This is a genomic window from Candidatus Binatia bacterium, from assembly GCA_026415395.1.
Lineage (GTDB): Bacteria > Desulfobacterota > Binatia > HRBIN30 > HRBIN30 > HRBIN30.
The window spans coordinates 413,254-435,059 of the sequence record JAOAHD010000007.1; the positions used below are offsets into that span (position 1 = coordinate 413,254).

Annotated in this window: 18 protein-coding genes and 1 pseudogene; 8 read left to right on the plus strand and 11 right to left on the minus strand. The window is 60.3% G+C overall.

Annotated features, from left to right (window positions below; all coding sequences use genetic code 11):
- Positions 1-34: 34 nt before the first annotated feature.
- Together rsmH and N3C12_06335 are read right to left on the minus strand one after the other, a co-directional pair.
- Positions 35-934, minus strand: a complete 900-nt coding sequence (gene rsmH / locus N3C12_06330) for a 16S rRNA (cytosine(1402)-N(4))-methyltransferase RsmH (GenBank protein ID MCX8072051.1) — start codon at positions 932-934, stop codon at positions 35-37.
- The gene (locus N3C12_06335) at positions 931-1,950 is read right to left on the minus strand and encodes a LamG domain-containing protein (GenBank protein ID MCX8072052.1); all 1,020 of its coding nucleotides are present in this window, start codon (positions 1,948-1,950) and stop codon (positions 931-933) included. The genes rsmH and N3C12_06335 overlap by 4 nt, the downstream gene beginning before the upstream one ends.
- Positions 1,951-2,046: 96 nt before the next feature.
- Between N3C12_06335 and N3C12_06340 the strand changes: the two genes are divergently transcribed.
- Together N3C12_06340 and N3C12_06345 are read left to right on the plus strand one after the other, a co-directional pair.
- The gene (locus tag N3C12_06340; protein ID MCX8072053.1) at positions 2,047-2,820 is read left to right on the plus strand and encodes a glycosyltransferase family 2 protein; all 774 of its coding nucleotides are present in this window, start codon (positions 2,047-2,049) and stop codon (positions 2,818-2,820) included.
- A 332-nt stretch (positions 2,821-3,152) separates the two neighbouring features.
- The gene (locus N3C12_06345) at positions 3,153-3,494 is read left to right on the plus strand and encodes a hypothetical protein (protein MCX8072054.1); all 342 of its coding nucleotides are present in this window, start codon (positions 3,153-3,155) and stop codon (positions 3,492-3,494) included.
- Between the two features lie 400 nt (positions 3,495-3,894).
- Here the strand turns inward: N3C12_06345 and N3C12_06350 are convergent, their stop codons facing one another.
- The 4 genes from N3C12_06350 to N3C12_06365 form a co-directional block, all read right to left on the minus strand.
- On the minus strand, positions 3,895-4,953 hold the full coding sequence (locus tag N3C12_06350; protein ID MCX8072055.1) for an LLM class F420-dependent oxidoreductase: 1,059 nt from the start codon (positions 4,951-4,953) through the stop codon (positions 3,895-3,897).
- Between the two features lie 346 nt (positions 4,954-5,299).
- Positions 5,300-5,920, minus strand: coding sequence for a DJ-1/PfpI family protein (locus N3C12_06355; protein ID MCX8072056.1), 621 nt, complete (start codon positions 5,918-5,920; stop codon positions 5,300-5,302).
- A gap of 473 nt (positions 5,921-6,393) precedes the next feature.
- A complete protein-coding gene (locus N3C12_06360) occupies positions 6,394-7,815 on the minus strand; it encodes a PQQ-binding-like beta-propeller repeat protein (GenBank protein ID MCX8072057.1) in 1,422 nt (473 codons plus the stop codon).
- A 488-nt stretch (positions 7,816-8,303) separates the two neighbouring features.
- Complete coding sequence (locus N3C12_06365) at positions 8,304-8,852, minus strand: hypothetical protein (protein MCX8072058.1); 549 nt, start codon at positions 8,850-8,852, stop codon at positions 8,304-8,306.
- Between the two features lie 590 nt (positions 8,853-9,442).
- Between N3C12_06365 and N3C12_06370 the strand changes: the two genes are divergently transcribed.
- The gene (locus N3C12_06370; GenBank protein MCX8072059.1) at positions 9,443-10,186 is read left to right on the plus strand and encodes a hypothetical protein; all 744 of its coding nucleotides are present in this window, start codon (positions 9,443-9,445) and stop codon (positions 10,184-10,186) included.
- Between the two features lie 175 nt (positions 10,187-10,361).
- Here the strand turns inward: N3C12_06370 and N3C12_06375 are convergent, their stop codons facing one another.
- Positions 10,362-13,025 (minus strand): glycosyltransferase family 39 protein, encoded by a 2,664-nt coding sequence (locus N3C12_06375; protein MCX8072060.1) that lies wholly within the window; start codon positions 13,023-13,025, stop codon positions 10,362-10,364.
- An 18-nt stretch (positions 13,026-13,043) separates the two neighbouring features.
- A complete protein-coding gene (locus N3C12_06380; protein ID MCX8072061.1) occupies positions 13,044-13,802 on the minus strand; it encodes a glycosyltransferase family 2 protein in 759 nt (252 codons plus the stop codon).
- 90 nt (positions 13,803-13,892) lie between these two features.
- Here N3C12_06380 and N3C12_06385 point away from each other — a divergent pair, with 90 nt between their 5' ends.
- A complete protein-coding gene (locus N3C12_06385; protein ID MCX8072062.1) occupies positions 13,893-16,649 on the plus strand; it encodes a TIGR03663 family protein in 2,757 nt (918 codons plus the stop codon).
- Positions 16,650-16,676: 27 nt separating this feature from the next.
- On the opposite strand, the gene N3C12_06390 is transcribed toward N3C12_06385, so the two are convergent.
- Positions 16,677-17,417, minus strand: a complete 741-nt coding sequence (locus tag N3C12_06390) for a glycosyltransferase family 2 protein (GenBank protein ID MCX8072063.1) — start codon at positions 17,415-17,417, stop codon at positions 16,677-16,679.
- A gap of 364 nt (positions 17,418-17,781) precedes the next feature.
- On the opposite strand from N3C12_06390, the gene N3C12_06395 reads away from it, so the two are divergent.
- Complete coding sequence (locus N3C12_06395; GenBank protein ID MCX8072064.1) at positions 17,782-18,513, plus strand: DUF3426 domain-containing protein; 732 nt, start codon at positions 17,782-17,784, stop codon at positions 18,511-18,513.
- On the opposite strand, the gene N3C12_06400 is transcribed toward N3C12_06395, so the two are convergent.
- A complete protein-coding gene (locus tag N3C12_06400) occupies positions 18,504-18,713 on the minus strand; it encodes a twin-arginine translocase TatA/TatE family subunit (GenBank protein ID MCX8072065.1) in 210 nt (69 codons plus the stop codon). The genes N3C12_06395 and N3C12_06400 overlap by 10 nt on opposite strands.
- A 70-nt stretch (positions 18,714-18,783) precedes the next feature.
- The gene (locus N3C12_06405; protein ID MCX8072066.1) at positions 18,784-19,518 is read right to left on the minus strand and encodes a TetR/AcrR family transcriptional regulator; all 735 of its coding nucleotides are present in this window, start codon (positions 19,516-19,518) and stop codon (positions 18,784-18,786) included.
- A 265-nt stretch (positions 19,519-19,783) separates the two neighbouring features.
- Between N3C12_06405 and N3C12_06410 the strand changes: the two genes are divergently transcribed.
- The 3 genes and pseudogenes from N3C12_06410 to N3C12_06420 all read left to right on the plus strand — a co-directional run bounded on the left by N3C12_06410 (position 19,784) and on the right by N3C12_06420 (position 21,680).
- Positions 19,784-20,998 carry a ferritin-like domain-containing protein gene (locus N3C12_06410; GenBank protein MCX8072067.1) on the plus strand — a complete coding sequence of 405 codons (1,215 nt, stop codon included), beginning with the start codon at positions 19,784-19,786 and terminating at the stop codon, positions 20,996-20,998.
- Entirely contained in the window at positions 20,995-21,504 is a 510-nt protein-coding gene (locus N3C12_06415) for a hypothetical protein (GenBank protein ID MCX8072068.1), read from the plus strand. Before N3C12_06410 ends, N3C12_06415 begins: the two co-directional genes overlap by 4 nt.
- Positions 21,504-21,680, plus strand: a pseudogene (locus N3C12_06420) (4Fe-4S dicluster domain-containing protein). Before N3C12_06415 ends, N3C12_06420 begins: the two are co-directional and overlap by 1 nt.
- Positions 21,681-21,806 lie beyond the last annotated feature (126 nt).

Consider the following 21,806-nt stretch of genomic DNA (forward strand, 5'->3'; position numbering starts at 1 on the left):
CAGCACGGGTGCCAACGCTTCTAGTTTTAGGGGGTTACCCCCTTCGCTCGCAGGCACGAAGCTTTGCACTGGCAGCCCGCGGGTTTGCGCTAATCTCTTCGTCACTTGGGCGGAGCGGTTTCTTTGTCAGGATCCGCACTGCGCCGTGCTGCTCTTGTGCGCGAAGAAAGTTCTTGACGATGCGGTCTTCGAGGGAGTGGAAGCACACCAGCACCAGCTTCCCACCAGGCCGCAGTAAAGACACTGCTTGCGGTAAGGCAGCTTCCAATGCATGGAGCTCTCCGTTGACTGCAATGCGCAACGCCTGAAAGACGCGGGCGGCCGACCGTGCGGAGCGCCAGCGCACGGGCCCGGGTAGGGCGGCCGCGATGGCTGCGTAAAGCTCGCTGGTCGTGCGCAACGGACGCCGACGCTCGATGCTGCGCGCGATCCGCCAGGCGTAACGCTCTTCCCCATAACGTGCGATCAGGCTGGCCAGTTGGCGAACCTCAAGGCTGTTGACGAGGTCGGCAGCGGTCCGCAGTGAGGCATCGGTTGGGTCGAACCGCATATCCAGCGGTTCGTCGCGGCGAAATGTGAATCCTCGCTGAGCAAAATCGAAATGGAAGGAGCTAGCTCCGAGGTCGAAGACCACTGCCGCCACCCCAGTAAAACCATTGCTGGTTGCGATCTCTCCAAGGTTCGCAAAACTGCCGTGAACGAGGACGAGTCTGCCGGCAGCTATCTCGCTTTGAAATCGTTGTCTCGCGTGCTGCAAAATTTCCGGATCTCGATCAATGCCCAACACCCGGCCATGGGGCTCCGTGGCAGCCAGGATCGCTGCAGTGTGCCCACCGCCGTTGATCGTGGCATCAATGCAGGAATCGCCGGGCGCGAGTGCAAGGAGCTCTAGAATCTCGCCGGTCAGGATCGGCGTGTGCACTGGGCCGGTCACGCCCCGGGCGGCCTCGTGTCGTCCATGAGGCTCACGATTTCCTCGGGTAACAACACGCGTGGAAAGACGTGAAATCCACGGATGCGGCTATTGGCGCCTTGTGCGCCGCCCGGATAGTCAGAGCCGATGTACCAGGGCGTTCCCGGTGGGATGATGATGTCGTGTGCGTATTCTTTGCTGCCCACCGGGCGTCCGTCGACATAGAACGTGGCCACGTAGTCACCCCAGGTGGCACCAATGTGATGCCATTCATCCGCGCGCCAGCGCGCTACGCCATAGCTGACGTCAGTCTCCATGCCGAGGCTATCGGCCATCAAAAACCGGAGGAACGGGCCATTTTTGAAGATCGTTACGCGGTTTTCGAAGGCGTGGGGCATTCGCCAAATGAAGTACGCATTGTTGCTGCCGCTATCCCCTGCCCATGCAGGCTGCAGCCAGAAGACCACGCTGCCGGCGTTGGAGTTGACGCTGTCGGGGGGCGGAGCGATGAACAACGCGTTGGGACCGAATACGGCCCCGAATTCATCGAATTGCACGTCTTTTTCTGCCAAGGGCTGGAGCCCCCCGGTGCCTTTTTGCGGGTCGTCGAACGGTAGCGACAGCGCGGCTTCAGCGAGCAGTCCTTCCCCCTGAGCGCCGGTAACGGCCCCCACCGCAATACGATCCGCGGGCACGACTTTAGGGCGCGTGGCAAGCTCGGGTGGTGGGGAAGATGTGTCCGCTGCTGGAACTTCGATTTTACCCTCCGAGCTCAACTCCTCGCGGCGTGCCCGCAGCAGATCGTGCCGTGCACGAGGGGCACTTCCCGTTGGCCCGCGCACTGGGGCAGCAAAGTCGTTAAACGACGGACTCTCCCCAGTGTCGCGTAGCCCGCTTCCGCGAATCGGGAAGGTGGGCTGGCGAGCGCTGGGGCGACTGAGCCGTACCCCATGATCCGTTGAAGGTCGCGGCCGGATCATGACCCACAGGAGCAAGCAGCCGACGGCGGCGAGGACAGCCACGAACCAACGTTGCATGATGAGTTTGTTTAGCCGCGGGGTTCGGACAAAAAAAGCGAAGGGAACGCTGCGGTTGCAAGCGGCGCTCGCGCGGGGTAAGCGGTGCAACTTCCGATGACAGAGATGGGGGAACGGCAACACCTCCGCACGCGGCGAAAAGTGATCCTTGCACTGCCGGCGTACAATGAAGAGCCGAACCTACCGGTTCTGCTGGAAGCAGTGCGGGACGCCCTCGAACCGCACAGCGTGCCGTACGAGGTGGTGGTTGTCGACGACGGGAGTACGGACGCGACGGCGGACATTGCACGCAGGTACGCCGAGGAGATGCCGCTGGTTTTGGTTCAGCACGAAAAAAACCAAGGTTTGGGTGCGACGTTGCGCGATGGCCTTAAGGCCGCAGTGGCACGCGCCTCGGAGCGTGATGTAGTGGTGACGATGGATGCTGACGCAACTCATCCCCCAGGGCTCATCTTGCGTATGCTTCAGCTCATCGAGGAAGGATTCGATGTTGTCATTGCCTCTCGCTTCCAGCCCGGCGCAAGGGTGCTCGGCGTGTCGGCGATGCGGCGGCTGATGACACGGATAGCCTCGCTCCTGTTGCGAACCTTATTTCCCATGGGCGTGCGTGATTTTACCTGTGGCTACCGCGCCTATAGGGCCACCGCGCTTACGGCTGCGTTTCACAGGTACGGCGATGCGTTCATTGACCAAGCCGGGTTCCAGTGCATGCTCGACGTTTTGCTCAAGCTCCGGCGTTTCGATCTTGTAATGGGCGAGGTGCCCATGGTGCTCCGTTACGATCGTAAAGGCGGGGCGAGTAAGATGAAGGTGTGGCGCACCGCGTGGGCAAGTTTGCGGCTGATCCTGCGCCGGCGTCTGGAGGGTTGACCGACCATCCCTGCGGTGGTTCGGTTCTAGGTACAGCGAACCGTGCGACCCACAACCCACACGGAACGGCGGGTTGATTGCGCATTTCGATGCGCTCGACGCAAAACGGCCAGCCTGAAGGGTCTACAGCTCGAACTAGAGCAGGCAGGCTTGTTGTTGACTCATGTCGGCAAGGGGCGCGAGCTAACTCACCGGGGGAGAACGGTGAAGACTCTCCGGCGCATCTGCCAGCGAGCACTGCTGGTTTTATTTGTACTTGCTCTTCCTGAAGCGGGCTTCTCCTTCTCCAGCCGCATCACTGGACTTACGACCAGCACGACTGGTTGCAACCAGTGCCACTCTGGCGGGCAGGTGCCTACCGTCACCCTAAGCGGGCCAACGTCGGTGACTCCTGGCTCAACCAACGAGTAGGTGCTCGAAATCACACCGGTGGGCTCGCATTCGACCCGCAAACCCCAGGGGCTGAACCGAATGCACAGGTAGCCCCAGGGAAGGTGGCCAAGGCGGTTGTCGAGCTGCTTGCCGACGGAACCATGGTGGGTACGGCCAAGCCCAAGTCGCCGGCGCGTTGCGTGTTGACGGCAACAGTGGTCGGCCCGGTGAGCCCGGATCTGGAGCCAATGAACGATACGTCTGAGTTCGTTGTCGACTTGGTGGACAAGAACGATTTGTGACCGCGATGTTAAGGCTCATGGCTGTAGCGGCGCGAAGGTGAGACCGGGCAAGCACGAAGGAGTCCCTCGTCAAAATCTTGCTCTCGGAACTACTTGCGCGCGGAATTCGTCCGGCACGCTCGGCAGTCACTTGGTTTGCGGGAAGTACGGCAGCGAGAGAAAGCCGCGGCAAGGCAGACGACGTGTCTTGCATGGCCGACCCCTCTTGAATGCAGCGTATAGACCTACTGCTTGGCTTGTGATGGCCTCTGGCGGCGCACGCCAAGGCCCCTCAGGGTGAGACCAATTGCTCCAACCGCACTCGGCGGCAACGTGTTTCTTCGTTCTGGTTAACGGTCTCCTGCACCACGCTTAGGCAAAGGGATGGCAAGGCAGGACGTTGCGCCTGGAGGAACTGAAATCACTCTCCGCTCGAGTGGGGAGCAGCTCGGCGAAACCGTGGCATAACTTCTGCCGCGAAGCGCTCGAGGAGTTTCCGATCGTATTTGGGCTGGATGTTCATGATGATGTGATCGACGCCGGCGTCGATGTAGCCCTGAATCTTGCTGGCGATCTCGTCGGGAGAGCCGGCGAGCACCGAGCGTTGGATGCGCTCGCCGGCAATCATGCGAGCGCCAAGACGAAGCACCGGGCCGGCGAGGGGTACGTCACTGATCGAATACAGAATGAGCAAGGCAGAAACCTCGATATTGCAATCGTGACGGCCGGCGCGCTCGCATGCTCGCCGGATGATTTGCTTGCGGTGGCGAATATCGTCGGGCGTCAAGCCCACGGGGGCATTCCAGCCATTGGCGTAACGACCCACGAGAGGCACGATCCATTTCTTGCCCTGGCCGCCGATCACAATGGGAGGATGTGGTTTCTGCACATTTTTGGGTGCGAACGGAGCGCGTTCGAGTGTGTAAAACTTTCCCGCAAACGAGGGATGGTCCTCGGTCCATAGTTTTTTGATCACTTGTAGTGCCTCTTCGAGGCGCTGTGCCCGCTCCTTGGCATCGTAAAAGGGAATGCCGTAGGCGCGGTGTTCGAGTTCGAACCACCCTGCGCCAATGCCAAAGTACAAACGGCCCCGACTGATGTGATCCACCGTGGTCGCCATTTTGGCGAGAATGGCTGGGTTCCGGTACGTGTTCCCGGTGACCAACACGCCGACCCGGATCTTCGATGTGTGCGCCGCGAGGGCACTCAACAGCGTCCACCCCTCCAGGCACGGCCCGTCGACGTCGGCGCCGAGGATCGGAATGAAGTGATCGAAAACCCAAGCGCTATCGAAACCGAGAGCCTCTGCATCTTTCCAAATGGTGACCAACTCATCGTAAGAGAAGTCTTGAGGGGTGGTTTGGATGCCAAAAAGAATCTTGCGTTCGGCGCGCGGTGCGTTGTTGGCTTGCGTCGGACCTGCGGCTGCTGCCAGAAGCAGCAAAGCTGTCGCGAGCGCAGGCAGTTTACGCTTCCCCATTGTGTCCCTCCTGCAGCTTAGGCAGTTTCCGCTTGCGGCCAAGGGGTGCCTCTTGAGCGGTTCGGACAGGTGTTTCGCCCGGGCATGAAGGGGTTGTCAAGTTGCGGCGATGTTAAAAGACCGGGCGGAAAGCATCACCGGGATTGCGTTGTGGCAAGACGAACTTCACGGCCCTGATTACTGTCTGCGCCGGTAAACGCATCCGACTGCGGTGGCTCATCTCGGACCCATGCCGGAAGCGAGCACCCACTCGCGGCGCACAGTAGCGCCAAGAGTGGGTGCGCTGGCGGCGAGATGTCGGCCGATCACCCGCATCGAGGTTTCCGGGCAGGTGCGTGGTGACGAATCAGACCAGTCCGTGCATCCGAGCAAAAGGGTCCCAGTGAGGATCGCGGTGCCATTCGTACTCGGTTGCGGTGGCAATCTGTTCCGCGGTTTCTGCGCCGAAGTAACGCGCGATCACAGCGAGCGCCATATCGATCCCGGCAGCCACGCCTGACGAGGTGACGAACTTCCCGTGCTCCACCCAGCGCGCCTGTGGGATCCAATGCACGGCGGGTTGCACCTCAGCCACCCACCGAAACACGCGTTTATTGGTGGTCGCGCGCCGCCCGTTTAAAAGACCGGCCGCAGCCAGGACCAAGGATCCTGTGCAGACGCTCATGACCAGCTCACAGGCGGTGGCTTGGCGCTCCAGGAATTCCAATAAGGGTGGGTTCTCCGCCTCTCGGCGCGTACCCCATCCGCCGGGCACGAGAAGCCAATCAAGCTTCGCACACCGAGCAAAATCCGTCTCCGCAATCAGCGCCGGTCCTTGTGTGCTGGCAACCGAGTCAATCGTGGCTGCGATCGTTTGGATCCGCAGTTTCCCTGGGAGAGAGCCGAACATCTCCAAGGGACCACAGACATCGAGGAGCTCGAATTCGGGGAAGAGGAGCACTCCAAGAGATTTTGCCTCGGCTGTCATGTTGCTTGCGAGTCCTATCAGAGGCGGCGAAGGGTGCGAAGGGCATTGCCCTTGATTTCGGATTGTTTCCTGCCACGCTGGTTTACCTCGGTCAGGCGCCCAGAGGTCGGCATCCACGCTTGTACAGCCATGAAACATTCGGATCAGCGGGTGGGCCGAGACTCCGCGGGCCGGCGCCAGGTCGCGAACTTGGGGGAAGCGACCGGGTGGCTCCCGTGGCAAGGCCTTTTCCTCGGCAATGGAGCATCCCGCCTTGTGGGAGCTCCTCTTAGGGATGGGGCCGTGAAGTTTGGAGGGCGCTCCGCCTTAGCTTCTTACCTCGGAGGACGATCGTGAACTCACCAGGCGGGTTTATGGAGCAGTAGAGGGAAGACTTGGGCGCTCGCTGGTTGATCCTCAGAGAGGCAGTTGGAGAGGAATCTCTTTTCTACCCATCGAGAGCGAGTCGGGGTGAGCGGCGCTGCAGGTCCGGGTCAGCCGTTGTGACCAGGACCGCCGCCCCACATGGGCCATCCGTCGTCGGCCGAACTACCTGTCGCGAAGCTGACCAGAGAGCCGTCCTCAAGGCCCACGTAAACCCTGCCTTCTGAAATCGAAGGTTGCCAGTGGACTCGGGAGCCCACGGCTACTTCCCAATGCACTTGTCCGGAACGGGCGTCCCAGCAGATGATCCGGCCGTCGATCGTGCCCGCCCACACTCGTCCGTTGGCGACTGCGGGTGGGGTTATAGCTCGCTCCAGTCGCGACTGGCGGGGCACACTGTGCTTCCAGAGTGTTCTTCCGGAGGCGACCTCCGTTGCTTCCAGTTCGTCACCGTTTGCTTGAAAGAGCACGCCGTTCCAAACTACGGGGCGCGATCCTTGGTATCGATGCACTCGAGAAACTAGGTGTTCCCCGACAAGTTTTTCGACGTGATGTAACTTGGCGCTGGCTGGCGGGACTGAGAATCCCACACCGGAATCCTGCTCTTCATAGTTCCTTAGGCCTTTCAACTTGCGCTTTGCTGCCAAGTAGTCGGCCTGCTTGGACTCCGAGACCCACCTGGGGTCTCCTTTTTCCCCTCGCAACGAAGTTGTCCGCTCTCGAGGCGTGGCGTCGCGGGCACTCGCTCCCGTTGCGGCGCCGCCGTACGGGTGATGCTCGCCTGGTGAAGCCTTCGCGTCGGGCTCAAATGGGCCTGCCGACCACGATGTCGCACCGCTCTCAGGAGCCCACCCTGTTTTGCTGCGATGGTGCGAATCGTCCTCGACCTTTTCGGCGACGTAGACCTGACCATCGGCGACCCACGGTGCTGAGGTGGCGTTTCGGTCCTGCACCCACAGCACCTTGCCCGAAGTGGGGTCGATTTTCCAAACCTTTCCGTCGTAAGTGGAAACGTGAACGTACCCCTCGGCAAACACCACGGCGGAGATGGCGTCGTGGGTAAGGCGGGTTTCCCAAAGTTGCACGCCGTCCTTGAGGGCAAAGGCGCCGAGGGCGTGATCACCGCGCGAGGGATACACTGCGTATAGCGCGTAGGGGGTCATTGCCGGTTGTGCCAGTAGTGGGTCGCCCAGCCATCGTTCCCAGAGTACCCGGCCGGTCTTCGCATCGACTACGTAAACCGTGCAGCTCTCGGTGTTGAAGGCAACGTGATCCTGGCAGACGGTGGCTGCGGTAGGTCCGTCGTCCCTCGTCCGGAGCTGCCAGAGCAGCGCCCCGGAGCTCTGGTCCAGGCAGTAGAACTCGTAGCTACCAAAGCCCCCTCCAAAGAATACCCTCCCGTCAGCCACAGCGGGCGTCGGGATCCCCCGGTAGGACGAGATGCGTGCTCTCCAGCCGCGGAACCCGGTTAAGGGACATGCGAATGGTTCCACGTTCGCGTTCGAGTTGTTGCTGTTCTTCGCTCTGCTCATTTTTAGATTCGCTTCCTCCTTTCTGGTCGTGGTGCTCGGTTTTATGCTATAGCATGCATTCTATAGCATGCAAGCCGGGACTTGCGTGCACCACTGGGGGGCAGCCGTGTGTTGAAGCGGTTGAGCAGCTGCCACGCACCGTATCGTCACAGTTGAACAGTTCGAGAGCCCTCTCTGTCCGCGTATGGCGGGTGAGCCTTTGGCACCGATGGAAGAGCATCGGCCCTTTAGCTTGGGGAAGGTGGGGTTTGACTCCGCGCGGGCTGGCCTCACCCTAAGGTTTGCCCACTGCCCTGAGGCGAGCTGGGGCGAGGCCCGATTGTGCAAGGGCGTGACGAAGCTCGGCGCCCGTTTCTCTGCGGGTGCACAAGCACTCGTTGTGGAAACGTGCCTTGGGTTACGAACGAATCGTGAGCCGCTTCGAAAAGCGCATGTTCCGCAGCGCAAAAACGCATGCTTTGCTTCGCGGGCGATTTCTCGAACGTCCTTCAGTGTTGAAGCGTAGGGGCGACTTCTGGAGCAAAGACGGGTTGCAAGTCCTCGACAAGCCAACCCACCGCTCGTTGGACCACGCCCGTGCTGAGCAACTCATCGTCCGGGCGGCGGTAGTAAGAGCGGGCAACGTAGACTGTTCGCCACTGCGTGGGCACGCTGATCTCGTAGAGTACACGCCCGTCCGGCTCCATCAAAAGTAGGTTGAGGCGCAGGACGAAAATTAGTTGGGGTAAATCTTCGACCGGGCGCCCGAACCACGTAAGGGGCTCGTACGCCACATTTGGGATGCGGAATCCCTCGTATTGCACGTAAAATGGCCTTTCGGAGATGAAGCTCACGGCCAAAACGTCGATCCCATGGGAGTGCGCTAGGTCGCGCGAAACGTAGCCGCACGCGGTCCTCCACTTCGCTTCGTAGGCGTCGCCCGTGATCGGGTCGAAAAGGCCGCCAACCTGACTTGCATACCGGCGCCAAACTGGGCCCACCACGTCGCTACCCACCGTTCGGTATCCACGCTGGCGCAACAGGCGAGTAAGCATCATCTCGATGTCGTGCGCGACCCCGGGACCGTTTGGATCCGCGCAAGTTGACCCCTGGAGGCATAATACCAATCGTGCGGACCGTCCGCGCGAACTCCTCGCGGGGCACTCGGTAAGGGTTGTAGCGGGCACTCGGTGCACAACTGCCACCCGCGGTTGAGGCTAGGAGAACCCCGACCCAGAACCGAAGGTTCCGGGCAGGCCCTTGCACACAGTGCATTCGACTTCTCCTGCCGTCGCGCATCCCCCGAGGTCCTTCATGCTCGATCCACACGTGCTGTTGCAAGATCGATCTCAAATCGTGTGCTCGCTGCCCCATTTCCTGAGGGACTCGGGCCTGCCTGTTTAGCGGGTTCGGCAGTTGATCCGTCGGCCCGCGGGCGGCAAGAGCGGAGTAGGTGTGACACGACCTCGCCGGTTTCGTGGGAAAATTCACTTTCCGGGTGGGTCCGGAAGAGAAAGGAGTATCACAAAGGAGTAGGGAAATAACCTTCTCGTGGGAGGGCGATGTCCGGAAGTCGCGCCTTTGCTTGTTGCCATCTGCGGTCACGCTCATTTTGGTAGCCTGCGGGCCCATCCCGCCAAAGTTGTACATGCCCGAGGCGAACCAGTGGCGGATACCCCCCGAGCGGTTCGATGTGCGGACCATTTGTGTGTTGCCCATCGACCCTGAGGTGAAGGAGCTCGAACCCGGTGCCGAGAACCTGCGCAGAATCGCGGTGGAGGAGCTCGAGCGAGCTGGCTTCGGCGTGGTGCCGATTAGCAAAGAGGGGTGGAAAACACTGGCCGACCGAGCTGCTGCTGACGTCGGTGGCGTCTTCGACCCGGAGGTGGGCTGGTTGGACGTTGATCGGGTCGAAGAAGCACGGCAGCGGTTCAACCGGTCAGTGGGCAAGCAGTACCGCTGCGATGCTTCGTTGGCGTTGACTATCCACGTCGTTCGTGCCCCATGGAGAGATGGGGTGGCGAAGTGGGATGGAAGCGAAGAAACCATTGCCAACTACCTCCTCACAATCGGTGACTGGGGATGGGTCATGGCCTTATCGCTTCACGCGCGCCTCGTCGGTGCGAACAGTGAAGAGTTGTATTTCTGCACGGGTGGGCTTCGGACCCTCGGCAAGTATAATCCCTTGGCCGCACCGTTTGCGCCTCCGTTCCAACCGGTAAAGGCGGAAGAATTACTCTCGCCGGAGTTGGTCTCCCACCGCGCGGTATTGTTGGCTTTGGGCCTGTTGTTGGCCGCCAGAGGGCGGGGCTCAACCCCTGGTGCTGCTTTGCAGGAAGGAGCACTGAGAGGGAAAACGGCCCGACACAAACAAGCGGTAACGGCCCCCTAGCCTCGGTGACTGCGAGGACTGCGTAGAGTGGGACTCGGTGTGAACCCGCCGCTCCACCGTCAGCGTTTGTCACCAATCGCGGTTCTATCTAGGCACGCTCACGTCGTAGCCGGGGAGACGTTGCTGCATGTGTTGGAGACGTGAGTGTGCGGCTGCATCCGCCTCATGACCTTGCTCACGGCTTCTCTGGTGGCGTTTTTTCCCAGCCGCTCGCACTGACACTGAGAGCCTCTTCGGCCGTGATGCCCTCGTGCGCCAGGGTGTCCTTGTAGCCCTTCACCATGAACCAACCCGCGTCATCCCCGCCGGTGGGGGTGATCCGCAGTTCCAGGGGTTCGCCCGGTCTCATCGCCTCAGCCGGCACTTCTACCAACAGCACGCCACTGCGGCCTGCGGTGGCCGCTCGATACAGGAAGCGAAGGCGGTAGCCATTTTGCCCCCAGCTCTCGTCTTGAAACTCAGGGCTTAAGCGGAAGGTGAGGGCGAATTTACCATCCACGTACAACTCTCCTTCGAAGGGCACTTCGGAGAACGACGCGGTTAGCACGGCGATCGTGCGCTTCTTTTCGGGCACAGGCGTAGTCGTCCAAACGACTTCCCCAGCTGAATCCCGCACATACGCCCACCAGGATTCGGTTCCCCCGCGGTAATCCGGATACGGATTTTGGGTGTGCACGAACCGCTTGATTTCGCCAAACCCCTCAATCAATTGCACGGCTTCCGCTCGTTTGTCTGCTGGGGGTGGTGCCGGGGAAAGGGTCACGGTGGGGATTTCGGCCACGGCGGAAATGCCCGGGACGTCCTTGCCCTCGGCGTCCGTGATGCGCGCGGTAAAGTACCAGTCCCCCACGCTCTCGCAGCTTTGCACGAGGAGCACGTTATCGCCCGCTTGTAAGTCGATGGATTTGCGCAAGGCGACGGGACCGAGCACGATCGGCACTGGGGAGAGCAAATTCCCGTTGAGCCAAACACGCGCCAAATCTCCACCGCCGGCGAGTTCCAAGAAAACTTGCTGAGCACGATCGGAACGCACGTTGGTCAGTGCGTAAGCGCACACGTACTCGGGGTTGCCTGGATGGAGTGGATCAGAGCCGGCATAGAACATGTTGAGGTCGACCCGAACGTTGCGCTGAAACATTGGCCGCCAATACGCATCGCCAAAGGCCGTGCGTACACGATCTTTCGAGATTTTGGTTGGATCGATGAAGTCGCGACGAATGCCGCCGCCCTCGCTGTTGCCAAACAGGCCTAGGACGAGCCATTGGGTTAAAAACATCCTGCGGGCACGGACTTCGGCAATGACAAACTCCTTTTGTCCGCCGGGGGCGATGATGTCTTTCAAAATCGTGTAGTCGCTGAAGTAGGCGAGGTCCGACTCGCGAAGCTGGTACAAAATCGGCCCGTCGATCGTGTACTCGGAGTAAAAGGCCGGGTCAGCGATCAAGTAGCCAATGTCACGCGTGCGGATGTAGTAGAGCGGATCCACTCGGTTGTAGAAGAGGGGGAAGATTTGCGGCTGGTTGACCTCCGTAGCCGTGAGCATCAGCCGCTGGTATTGAGGGCGCAGCGGCTCCATGAAGTGGATCGAATCGCGATATCCGTACTGAAATCCGCCGTACGTCGGAGCGGAGTACTTTGGATATTCGTTGAAGTAGAATGTGACGTAGCGGTACGACTGCTGCGCCAAGAAGTACCCCGCGACCACGAGCCCTACCGCCTGGACGGTGCGCACCAACGGCTGCCAGCGGAGTATCTTCGCTATCCACAGTGCTGTGGCAAGGCCCAGGCCAGTGAGCAAGCAGAATGCGGGGACGCCGATGAAGGCACGCGTGGCTGAGGGGATTTCCGTGAGCAGCGCTGCGCCGGTGGGATACACCGCCAGCCACCAGAGCAGCAGTTTGCTGAATCGATCGCGCCTGAGCAAGGCCGCAGCAATGCCGATGAGCAAGAATGGCATGTAAATCGGCAGCAGCTCCCCAAACTCGCGGACCGCGTGTCGGGTGATGGGATCGCCTCGTTGGAACAGAAAAACTGGATCGAAAAAAGCCTTGTAGTGCGCCCAGTAGCGCCTCGCCTGCGGTAACCACGGGGCATTCCAGTCGAAGGCCGTCGTGCGTTGCAGGTAAATCGCCCCTTGCGGGTTGCGCTGGTAGAAGGCGACGAGTGGCGCGATTGTCAAGATGCCGACCACAATCGCCAGCAACGTTTCTTTCCACCGGCGCAGCAAAGTCGGAGCGTATAACAGGGCGAAACCCACGAGAAACAGGGGCACCACCACAGTGGAAATCGCGTAGTTGTACGGGCAAGCGGCACAGAAAAATGCAGCCCAGGGTAAGGTGCGCCGGCCCTTGGTGTACAAGATGAGCAACCACACGGCCATGCCGAACAGGAAGGCGAAGGGAGTCATTTCGAAGGCAATGCGGCTCATGTGGAGGTGCCACGGCGCGAGCGCCAAAAAGACCGCCGAGAACAACCCCACCCACGGGTTAAAAAGCTCCTTCCCGATTAAGTACACGACGGCAATCGACAGCACGCCGTAAAAAGCTGCGGGCAAGCGAGTGGAAAACTCGTCGAGACCGAAAATCTTGACCGCTAATGCAGTGGAATAAATGTAGACGGTGTTTTTGTAGCCGCCGAAAGACCAAACCAGTAGCGGCAGGAACTTTCCATTCTCATCGTACCCGCTTTGCGAAATTGCGTAGCCGTTGTAGCCGAAGGCAGCCTCGTCGCAGAACAGCCCCGCGGGAACGTCGCGCAATTGGTACAAGCGCAACCAAGCCGCTCCAAGGAGAACGACCGCAAGCGCAATGCCCCAAATCCATCGTCGCTCCGTTGCCACCCTTTGCCTCCTGGCAATTCAGCGCACTGTTGGCGGAGTCGTCGCCCCTGGAACACCTACGGCGAGAGCCCGCACGGCCTGCACCCGTTTGCGGATACGCCACACTTCGACGTAGGCTTCGAGCCCACTCCAGAAATTCACTGTGGAGTCCGGTGCGTTCATCCACACCACTGGTACTTCGGCGACGCGGCGCCCGAGGGCGAGCGCTACCGCCAGCAGCTCTACATCGAAAGCAAAACGATCCACCGTGAGGTGTGGCCACACAGCAGCCATGCGCTCGCGTTGAAACAGTTTGAAGCCGCACTGCGTGTCGTGAAAGGGCAAGTCCACGACATGCCGTACCCACCAGTTGAAAAGCTTGCCCGCACGCTCGCGGAGCAAATTTTGTCGCTTGCGCACCTCAGATTGCGGTAGGGCTCGGCTGCCGATGGCGACATCGAAACCTTGCTCCAGCGCCCGCACAAGTTTCGGCAACTCCTCGATGGGGGTCGAGAGATCAGCGTCGGAGATCAGCACCCAATCGCCGCGCGCCTGCAGCGCTCCCTGGCGGACGGCGTATCCTTTGCCGCGATTCGGTGTGTAGCGCAGCAGGCGGAGGGCAGGACGGTCGCGAAACCGTTCCCGAACAAGAGCAGCCGTAGCGTCCGTACTCCCGTCATCGACCACCACCACCTCGGAGTCATAGGGTTGAGAGCCCAAGTAGGAGAAGATGCGCTCCAACGAAGGCAGGATCCGTCGTGCTTCGTTGAACGCTGGGATAACGACGGACAGTTTCATGCCGCGCGCAGACCGTTAGTTGACAACGTCACCAGTGGCATATACACGAGTTCGGCTTTGCGCGGGCAAAACCCGCACGAGTGGCGTCGTATGGCAGAGAGAGCAGTGATTCGCAACCAGTCGAGTGCGCTCCCCGAGGCGCCAGTACCAACTTCCTCCGAGCATTGGTGGGACCAGCCCATGCTGGGCACATACACCCGCTGGCAGTGCCTGACGGTGGCTGTGTTCGCAATTGCTCTGGTGAATCGTTTGCTCTGGCTGGGTGAGCGCCCCTTTCACCACGACGAGTCGATCCACGCGTTTTTCTCGTGGAAGATCGTGGACGAAGGAATTGCGCATTATAAATACGATCCGGTCTACCACGGCCCCGTGCTGTACTACTCCTCTGCCCTGGTCATGTGGTTGCTCGGCGATTCCGACTTTACGGCTCGCTTGAGCGCCGTGCTGTTCGGACTCGGGATTCTCGGTTTCACGTGGCCGCTGCGCAGGTTTGTCGGTGCGACCACGGCCTTTCTGTTCTTGCTGTTGTTCACGTTTTCGCCTGCGCTCACGTATTTCACCCGCTTCCTCCGCCACGATGTGTACGTGGGCCTAGGCAATATCATGGCGATTTACTTCGCGTTTCGTTTCGGCGAAACGCGGCGTGATCGATACTTGTATTTGTCGTCCTTGGGCCTGGCAATTGCCTTTTGCAACAAGGAGGACATGTACGCGCTCATCCCCGTAAGCTTGCTGAGCCTCGCGCTCATGCTGGTTTGGGAGGTGTTGTACGCGCCCGAGTGGCGCACGCAACTGAGGTCCGTGTGGGCGGAAACCAAATCCCTGCTCGTGGAGAAGTGGATCCCGATTGTCGGTAGCGCGGTCTTGTTTGTCGTGGTGTCTCTCACCTTTTATACGTCTTTTTTTACCCATCCGGAAAACTGGAATCCGGTGACCCCGGCACTCACGTACTGGTGGGGCCAACACCAAATTAAACGGATTGGGGGCCCGTGGTGGTACTATTTCCCGCAGCTCATTTCGTATGAGTTTTTGATTTTCGTTCCAGCGCTGCTGCTGTTGCTGCGACCGCTTTCGACCGCGCGGGCTACGGAACGGCCGAGCACGCGGTTTTTGTTTTACACCACTGTGGCAACCTTCGCGATATTCGTTGGCTGGTGCTTTTACGACTGGCATCAGGCCGGGATTGTGATTTTGATTCCGCTCGCTTTTGCTGGCCTCACGGTGATGCAGCGTTGGCTCCCGAGCCGTTTCTTACGTTTCATGGTGATTTATACGATCGGCTGCGTCGGATTTTACTCCTGGGCGCAAGAAAAGGTTCCCTGGTTGTTGTTCCCGATCCTGATGCCGATGTCGATGCTCGCAGCAGCGTGGTACAGCGAGCGCGTTCAGGCCGGGACTTTTCGCGAGCCCGTTCCGATTGTTCTGGTCTCTTCTTTGGGCGCGCTCACGGTTTGGATCTTGGTGGCGAGCAACTACTTTTATGGTGCGCCGCGCCCAGCCGAAGCTCCCGGGCCGCGCACGGCTGAACTTCTGGCCTACGTTCAGTCGACGTACGATATTCACATGGTCATGCAGAAGATCGAAGAGGTCGGGCAAAAGCTCGGAACCGGTAGGAACACGCGTTTGCAAGTGTCGGGGAACGCGACCTGGCCGCTCAGTTGGTATTTGCGCCATTACCCCGTGAACTGGGCAGCGGATGTGCGCAAGGTGGATACGCCGGTGGTGATCGTCGACAAAGAGGTAGCAGCGAATTTCGACAAAGTGTTGCTCGACCAGTACGAGAAGATTCCTTTTGCGATTCGTGGCTGGTGGGAACCGGATTGGTCGAAGATGAATGCGGTGACGTTGACCCGCTGGCTCTTCACCCGCCAGGCGTGGAGCCCGGTCGGCTCGAGCGACGCGGTGATGTACGTTCTCAAGGACTTGCGGCCCGGAAAGGACATCACGCCGATCGCGGTGAATCCTCCGCCCGCACCGCGCCCGTACACGATGCAGCCATCGTTCGAAAAGCCGGTGGCGGTATGGGGGAAGAGGGGGAGAGGGGCCGGTGAGTTCGACGAACCGCGCGGCCTAGCTGTGGACAGCAAGGGCTTCCTGTATGTCGTGGACAGCAAGAACCATCGGGTACAGCGACTCTCTCCCGAAGGCCGCGCAGTCACCGTGTGGGGCAAGCAAGGAAATGGACCGGGAGAGTTCAACGATCCGTGTGGGGTCGCTGTGGGGCCCGATGGATCGGTGTATGTGGCCGACACTTGGAATCACCGCATCCAAAAGTTCACCGCGGACGGAACGTTCATTCGTGAGTGGGTGGAGCAAACTTCGGGATTCTGGGGCCCACGCGGAATTGCAGTGGCACCCGATGGAAGTGCGGTGTTCGTGACGGACACCGGCAACAAACGGGTGGTCAAATTCGACCCGGATGGCAAGCAGTTGCTGGTGTGGGGCAAGGAGGGGTCGCGTCCTGGGGAGTTCATCGAACCTGTAGGTCTGGCGTTCAACAGCGAGGGCGAACTTTACGTGGCCGACACTGGAAATCGTCGCGTGCAGGTGTTCCGACAGGACGGGTCGTTCGTGCGGGAACATTTTGTTTCCGGTTGGGAAGAGTTTTACACCGAGCCGTACCTGGCAATCCTAGGAGCGGATTTGCTGGCCACCGACTCTTTCAACCACCGCGTGGCGCGGTACGACAAAGGCGGAGCGCTGGTGTTTGTCTGGGGAAAGAGCGGTGCTGACCCGGGCGACTTCAACCGCCCGATCGGCGTCGCTGCTGACGCCGATGGGGGTGTTTACGTCGCGGATACGATGAACCACCGTATCCAGAAATTCGTCCTACCCGTCACCCGCTAGGAACGCGAGTGAAAGGCGTGCGCCGATCTAATGCTCCGAGACGATCTTTTGCCGCAGCCGGAACAAGTCGTAGAACGCCCGTAAGATCACCTTGGGGTGGGCTCCCGTTTGTGTGCCTGCCGTTCGCGGGTAGTGATGCACGCCCACTTCCTTGATCCCGAAGCCTTTGCGCACGGCGCGTCCGTAAAGTTCGGCGTTGATCAGGGCTCCCGTCGACTCCAGGGTCACCGCATCCAACACCTTTTTGGGGATCAGCTTGAAGGCGCAGTTCAAATCGCGCACGCGCACGTTCAGAAGGATGCGCACCAGCCAGCCGCCGAACAGCCGTGCGTTGAGGCGACGGATAAAAGGGTCGTTTCGCTTAATCCGGTAGCCGGTGACGATATGGTTCTCGTCCGTGGCCAGAGGCAAGAGAAGCGCCAGCTCTCGAATATCGAACTGTCCGTCCCCATCCATGTAAAACACGAACCGTTTGCGTGCTGCTGCAAACCCAGTCCGAAGTGCCGCACCGTATCCCCGGTTCTGCGGGTGGTGCTGCGGGTGGACGCGCGGTAGCTCCCGGGCGAGGGCTTCGATGATCTCTCCCGTGCGATCGCGACTTCCGTCGTTGACGACAATAATCTCGTAATCGAGCGGAGTGGTATCCAAGTAGCTCGCGACTTCACGGGTCACCCGTTCGATGTTGGCCTCTTCGTTGTAAGCGGGCAGCACGACGGAGAGGTCCTTAACAACGCTAAGATTCTGATTGCTTTTTTCTGTTTGACTCATAGAATCCTCGGCCCTGACGTTGGCTATGGAATTGAAGATTATTTGCCCCAGTTGCAATGCTGTGTATCGGCTTCGACGGGCGCCCAAGCCGGACGCTCGTCTGCGATGCCGGCGGTGTCAGCAGATCTTTATTTACGTTCCGCCGCGCCCGGGTCGGGCAACTGCCACTGAAAGTAGCGAGGCAGGGGCGGTCGACGCGGCGGAGCCATTGGACGAGGGGGCCGGAGGTGAGGTGGGGGCAAATCCGCCAGACACGGACACCGATGCACGCGGCGCGGAACAGGGCCGGCCTCCCGAGAGTGGTGCGAAGACGCCACGCGGCGGCCGGAGCGGGGAACGCAAGCCCCGCAAGGATCGCGACCCGATGATCCCGGAGTTTGAGTTTGGCGAGGAAGAGGAGTTCACTCTCGATCCGGAGAATAAAGATTTCGATGCAGTCGAAGCGTCCGAGCCAATCAGACAAAAACCGGAGAAGCGACGCCCATCTAACGGGCGTACTCGCGGCAGCACTGTGGCCTCCGATGATCTCGGCCAGTTTCGCACCCTTGTGTTTCTCCTCTGTGTGGTCGTGGGATTTTACGCTGTGCTGACCACGAGCTTGTTTGCGCGGCCCGATCGTGCGCAAGCGTTGATCACGCAGATTCCGGTCGTTGGCCAGGGGATCGGGGAGGAGCGTTTGTGGGCCCGGCGTGTACGCCTGGAGGGTGTAGAGGCGAGCACGCAGCAAACCAAAGACGGGCGGCCAGTGTTGGTGATTACCGGTAGAGCAGTGAACACAGCGCCGAACCCGTTGCAAGCGGTGCAATTGTCGGCAGAGCTGCTGCGTGCGGACGGCAAAGTGGTCGACGAGAAGACTGTCTTCCTGGGTAATATGGTGTCCGCGCGTGTGCTGCGCGACCTGACACCGCAAGAAATTTCTATCTTGCAGCAGTTGAGCCCGCCGAAACAGTTTGCCATCCCCCCAGGCGAGTCTGCGTCGTTTGCCATCGTCTTCTTTCTCGATGCCACCCGCCAGGGTGACTCGAGACGAGTGGAAGAGGGGCGGTACCCGTCGGAATTCCGGCTGCGAGTGGTGACGGCGCGACGTCAAGGCTGATCTTTGTCCTGGGGCCGTGATGGCTCATCCTCCACATTGCGCGGCGTGACGTCGATTTCGTCGGGCATCCGCAGTTGCTTGCGAAAATTGCGGATTCCGCGTCCTAGACTTTCGCCGAGCTCTGGCAGGCGGCCGGCCCCGAAAATGATGAGCACGATGACGAGGAGGATGATCAGTTCACCGAGACCGAGCCCGAGCACGAGCTTCACTATACGGGAACACTTCTGTTTTTCGCAAGGGAGCGAGCTGCTGGGAACGAGGGCGATTCCCTCAGCTGACCCTTGCTCCGTGCTTGCCGCCGCTCCTCCGCTGGCCTTCCGTCTGTGACACGCTGGATCCCGCATGTCCCGTGCGTGCACCGGAGGTCACCGCGTGTACAAGGGTTTGCAAAAATCCCTCGAGAACATCTGCCGGCTGGTGCGAGAACTGGAGCTGCGCCACCATGTGCGCGGCACTGACCACGAACAGCGCCGCAAAATGCGCATCTAATGTGCCCGGGATGCTGCGTTCCCGCTGGCCGCGACGAATGGTTTCCGCAATGGCGGTTACCACCTCGCGCTGAAATTCGAGATAGCGAGGCCAAACTCCTTCCCGAACTGAAGTACTCCAGTCCAGCCACACCCGCGCGTATTCTTCGTGCATCACAACGGACCTCGAAAATTCACGTGCGTGCAGCAGGAGCACTTCGCTCGCTGAAAGCTCACGACGGGCGTGAATCCGCTGGGTCATGTCGATGTAAAAGCGGGCAACTTCGTCGAGTACGGCATCCACGAGTGCCTTTCGCGTGGGGAAGTAGGCAAACACCGTGGGCACGGCGACGCGAGCTTCTTTGGCAATTTCCGCGTGGCGTCCTTCCCCTATGCCTCGCCGAGCGAAGACGCGCAGCGCGCAAGCGAGCAGTTGCTGACGCCGAGACTCTGGGGAGAGGCGCACCGCGCGCCGTCGCTTTGGCTTGACCGCGTCGCTTTTGGTCGTTGTGCGAGTGGAGCTGCGTCGGCGTTGCATCGTGAACCCTTGTACCAAGGGCCATGTGCTCGCGCACGGGGCAGCCAGTTCGGTTAGACTCATTGCCGTTCCCCCATGATTTTATCCAAACGCGGCAGTGCTCCGTCGCTTTGCTGCGCGAGTGTTCGGGCCATGAAGCGCGCACGGCAGGGGCTGGAGTCGGTCAAACTGCGGAGGCTTTGGAACCGCTCTTTTTAGGCTCTTGACTTCGTTACCCGTGGGGCGTAGTGACAATTTTATCATTAGTGGCCGCAGGAGGTGCACGATGCAAAGCAAGGCGGAGGACAGACTGGCGGAACCGAGCGGCGCTCGGGTGGTGGCTACCTTGGGAGGGCGGCGCCCGCAGGAGGAAGCTCTCGCAGAGTACGAAGCGACCTTTCAACAACGCTACACGCGCTGGATGGAAATTTTGCAACGCAACGCTGAACGCCTGGCGCGTGGGCAGTTCTCATTGCATTGGATGGACACGAGCGAGGCCCACTGGGGCCGCCGGGCGAAACCATCCTCGCGCGGGCTCACGTACGCCGACGTTAACCGGGTGCCTGGCTATGGCGAGCTTCCGGAAGTGGCCACCTGGCTGAATTTTGCCCCCCGCGGTTCGGTGCGCGACCGCTACCGCGATGAGATGCCTGAGGTCGAGGATTACACGGTGCTCGAGCGGGACGAAGTGTGGGCGGAAAACGTGCTTTCGCTGTACGAAGAAGCAAAGGCTCGACAGTGGAATGCAACACGCGACATCCCCTGGGATGAACTGACCCCCTTACCGGAAGATCTCGAGAAAGCCACCTGCCAGCTTTGTACTGCCTTAACAGAGGTAGAATTCGTGGCCGGCGATTTCCCCTCCAAGTGGATGTTTCGGATCCCGCAAGACTACCTCGAGGTCAAGAGTTTCCTTTCGACCCAAATCATGGACGAAGCGCGCCATCAGGAAGTATTCCGCAAGCGGGCCCTGGCCGGCGGCGGATTGTTGCACGCCTCCCCAGGAGCCGAGTGGGCGCTCAAGGCGATCCTCGATGCGCCTACCCACACGATGGGCACGTTCTTGTTGAACCTGTTGGCGGAAGGGCTGGTGCTTTCCGTATTTCGCTCGGGAGAAATGATCGCCAAGACGCACGTCGACAAGGAGATCTTTCGCCGTTGTTTGCAGGACGAGGCGCGGCACGTTTCCTACGGCGTCCTCGAATTTCAGTGGTGGTTGGATCATCAGCCGGATCGTGACCAAGCGTTGGAGACGCTTCACCGGTTCGCCGACGTTGGTGAACAAGTGATTTTGTCGGCGTTCACAGAGCCAACGTTGGTTGAGCCGATCGCCATTCTCCTCGGCGGAGGACTGAACAAGATCGATGCCGGCATGGATGGAATGATGCGGGTTTGGTCGATGTTCATCGATGAGTACTTGCAGCGTTGCGCCCGTGCTGGGTTCGATCGCCGGTCCCGCTGTATCCTGCCGGCGGAGGCCCCGTGGAGGTTGGCAGCATGATCGGCTCGCTCGCCACTCCTGCAGGTAGCATGGAAACGGTTGCCGAAGCGGTGTTCCCTTCGCTTTCGTGGTTTCAAGAGCTTGCGCGACTGGCTCGCGTGCATCGCAGCCGCTTCGAACACCTGGGATACGCGGACTGTGTGGCGGAGTTTTGCGTGACCGACGGGCGACCCTCACCTTTTGCCGTGCAGGTCACGTTCGAAGAATTTGATGTAACCGATGTGCGGATCCCCAGCGTGAGCGACCACTATCGCGCCGATTTCCGCGTCGAGGGTGACTTGGCGACATGGCAACGGATGCTGGAAAGCATCGCTCGCAACCACGGCCGGCCAGACCTCGATCAGACCCTCAACCACCTGACCCATATGGGCACCCCGATGCGGGTGACTTCCACGGATCCGCTGCGCCGCGACTTGTACTTCCGCTACGCGCAGACTCTGCAGGAATTCTTCAACCTTTCTGCCGCCATTCATACGCATTTCGCGGCGAATGTTGGGACTCGGTGATGCCGCGGCACGGTCACTTCTACATCGATGAGACATGCATAGGCTGCGGCGCTTGCGAACATGCCTGTCCGGGCAAGGTGGATGCCATTTACCCGGTGGAGGGGGACTTCCTCGGGCGCTTTGCGATCCGCGTGGAAGAGTGCATTGACTGCGGGTTTTGCCTGCCGCTGTGCCCGGTGGCCTGCATTCACGATGCCCGGCGAGAAGGCGTGGTGGAAGGAAGGGGTGGCTACATGCGGATCAAAGAACTGCAAGCCTGGGCACAACGGCAAAACGCCGGAATTGTCGACTGAGCTCTGACT

Coding starts and splice junctions, on each gene's coding strand:
- N3C12_06415 (MCX8072068.1), top strand. CDS start 20,995: ATGATCGGCTCGCTCGCCACTCCTGCAGGTAGCATGGAAACGGTTGCC.
- N3C12_06390 (MCX8072063.1), bottom strand. CDS start 17,417: ATGAGTCAAACAGAAAAAAGCAATCAGAATCTTAGCGTTGTTAAGGAC.
- N3C12_06335 (MCX8072052.1), bottom strand. CDS start 1,950: ATGCAACGTTGGTTCGTGGCTGTCCTCGCCGCCGTCGGCTGCTTGCTC.
- N3C12_06340 (MCX8072053.1), top strand. CDS start 2,047: ATGACAGAGATGGGGGAACGGCAACACCTCCGCACGCGGCGAAAAGTG.
- N3C12_06405 (MCX8072066.1), bottom strand. CDS start 19,518: ATGCAACGCCGACGCAGCTCCACTCGCACAACGACCAAAAGCGACGCG.
- N3C12_06380 (MCX8072061.1), bottom strand. CDS start 13,802: ATGAAACTGTCCGTCGTTATCCCAGCGTTCAACGAAGCACGACGGATC.
- N3C12_06355 (MCX8072056.1), bottom strand. CDS start 5,920: ATGACAGCCGAGGCAAAATCTCTTGGAGTGCTCCTCTTCCCCGAATTC.
- N3C12_06365 (MCX8072058.1), bottom strand. CDS start 8,852: ATGATGCTTACTCGCCTGTTGCGCCAGCGTGGATACCGAACGGTGGGT.
- N3C12_06395 (MCX8072064.1), top strand. CDS start 17,782: ATGATCCCGGAGTTTGAGTTTGGCGAGGAAGAGGAGTTCACTCTCGAT.
- N3C12_06360 (MCX8072057.1), bottom strand. CDS start 7,815: ATGAGCAGAGCGAAGAACAGCAACAACTCGAACGCGAACGTGGAACCA.
- N3C12_06385 (MCX8072062.1), top strand. CDS start 13,893: ATGGCAGAGAGAGCAGTGATTCGCAACCAGTCGAGTGCGCTCCCCGAG.
- N3C12_06370 (MCX8072059.1), top strand. CDS start 9,443: ATGCCCGAGGCGAACCAGTGGCGGATACCCCCCGAGCGGTTCGATGTG.
- N3C12_06350 (MCX8072055.1), bottom strand. CDS start 4,953: ATGGGGAAGCGTAAACTGCCTGCGCTCGCGACAGCTTTGCTGCTTCTG.
- N3C12_06410 (MCX8072067.1), top strand. CDS start 19,784: ATGCAAAGCAAGGCGGAGGACAGACTGGCGGAACCGAGCGGCGCTCGG.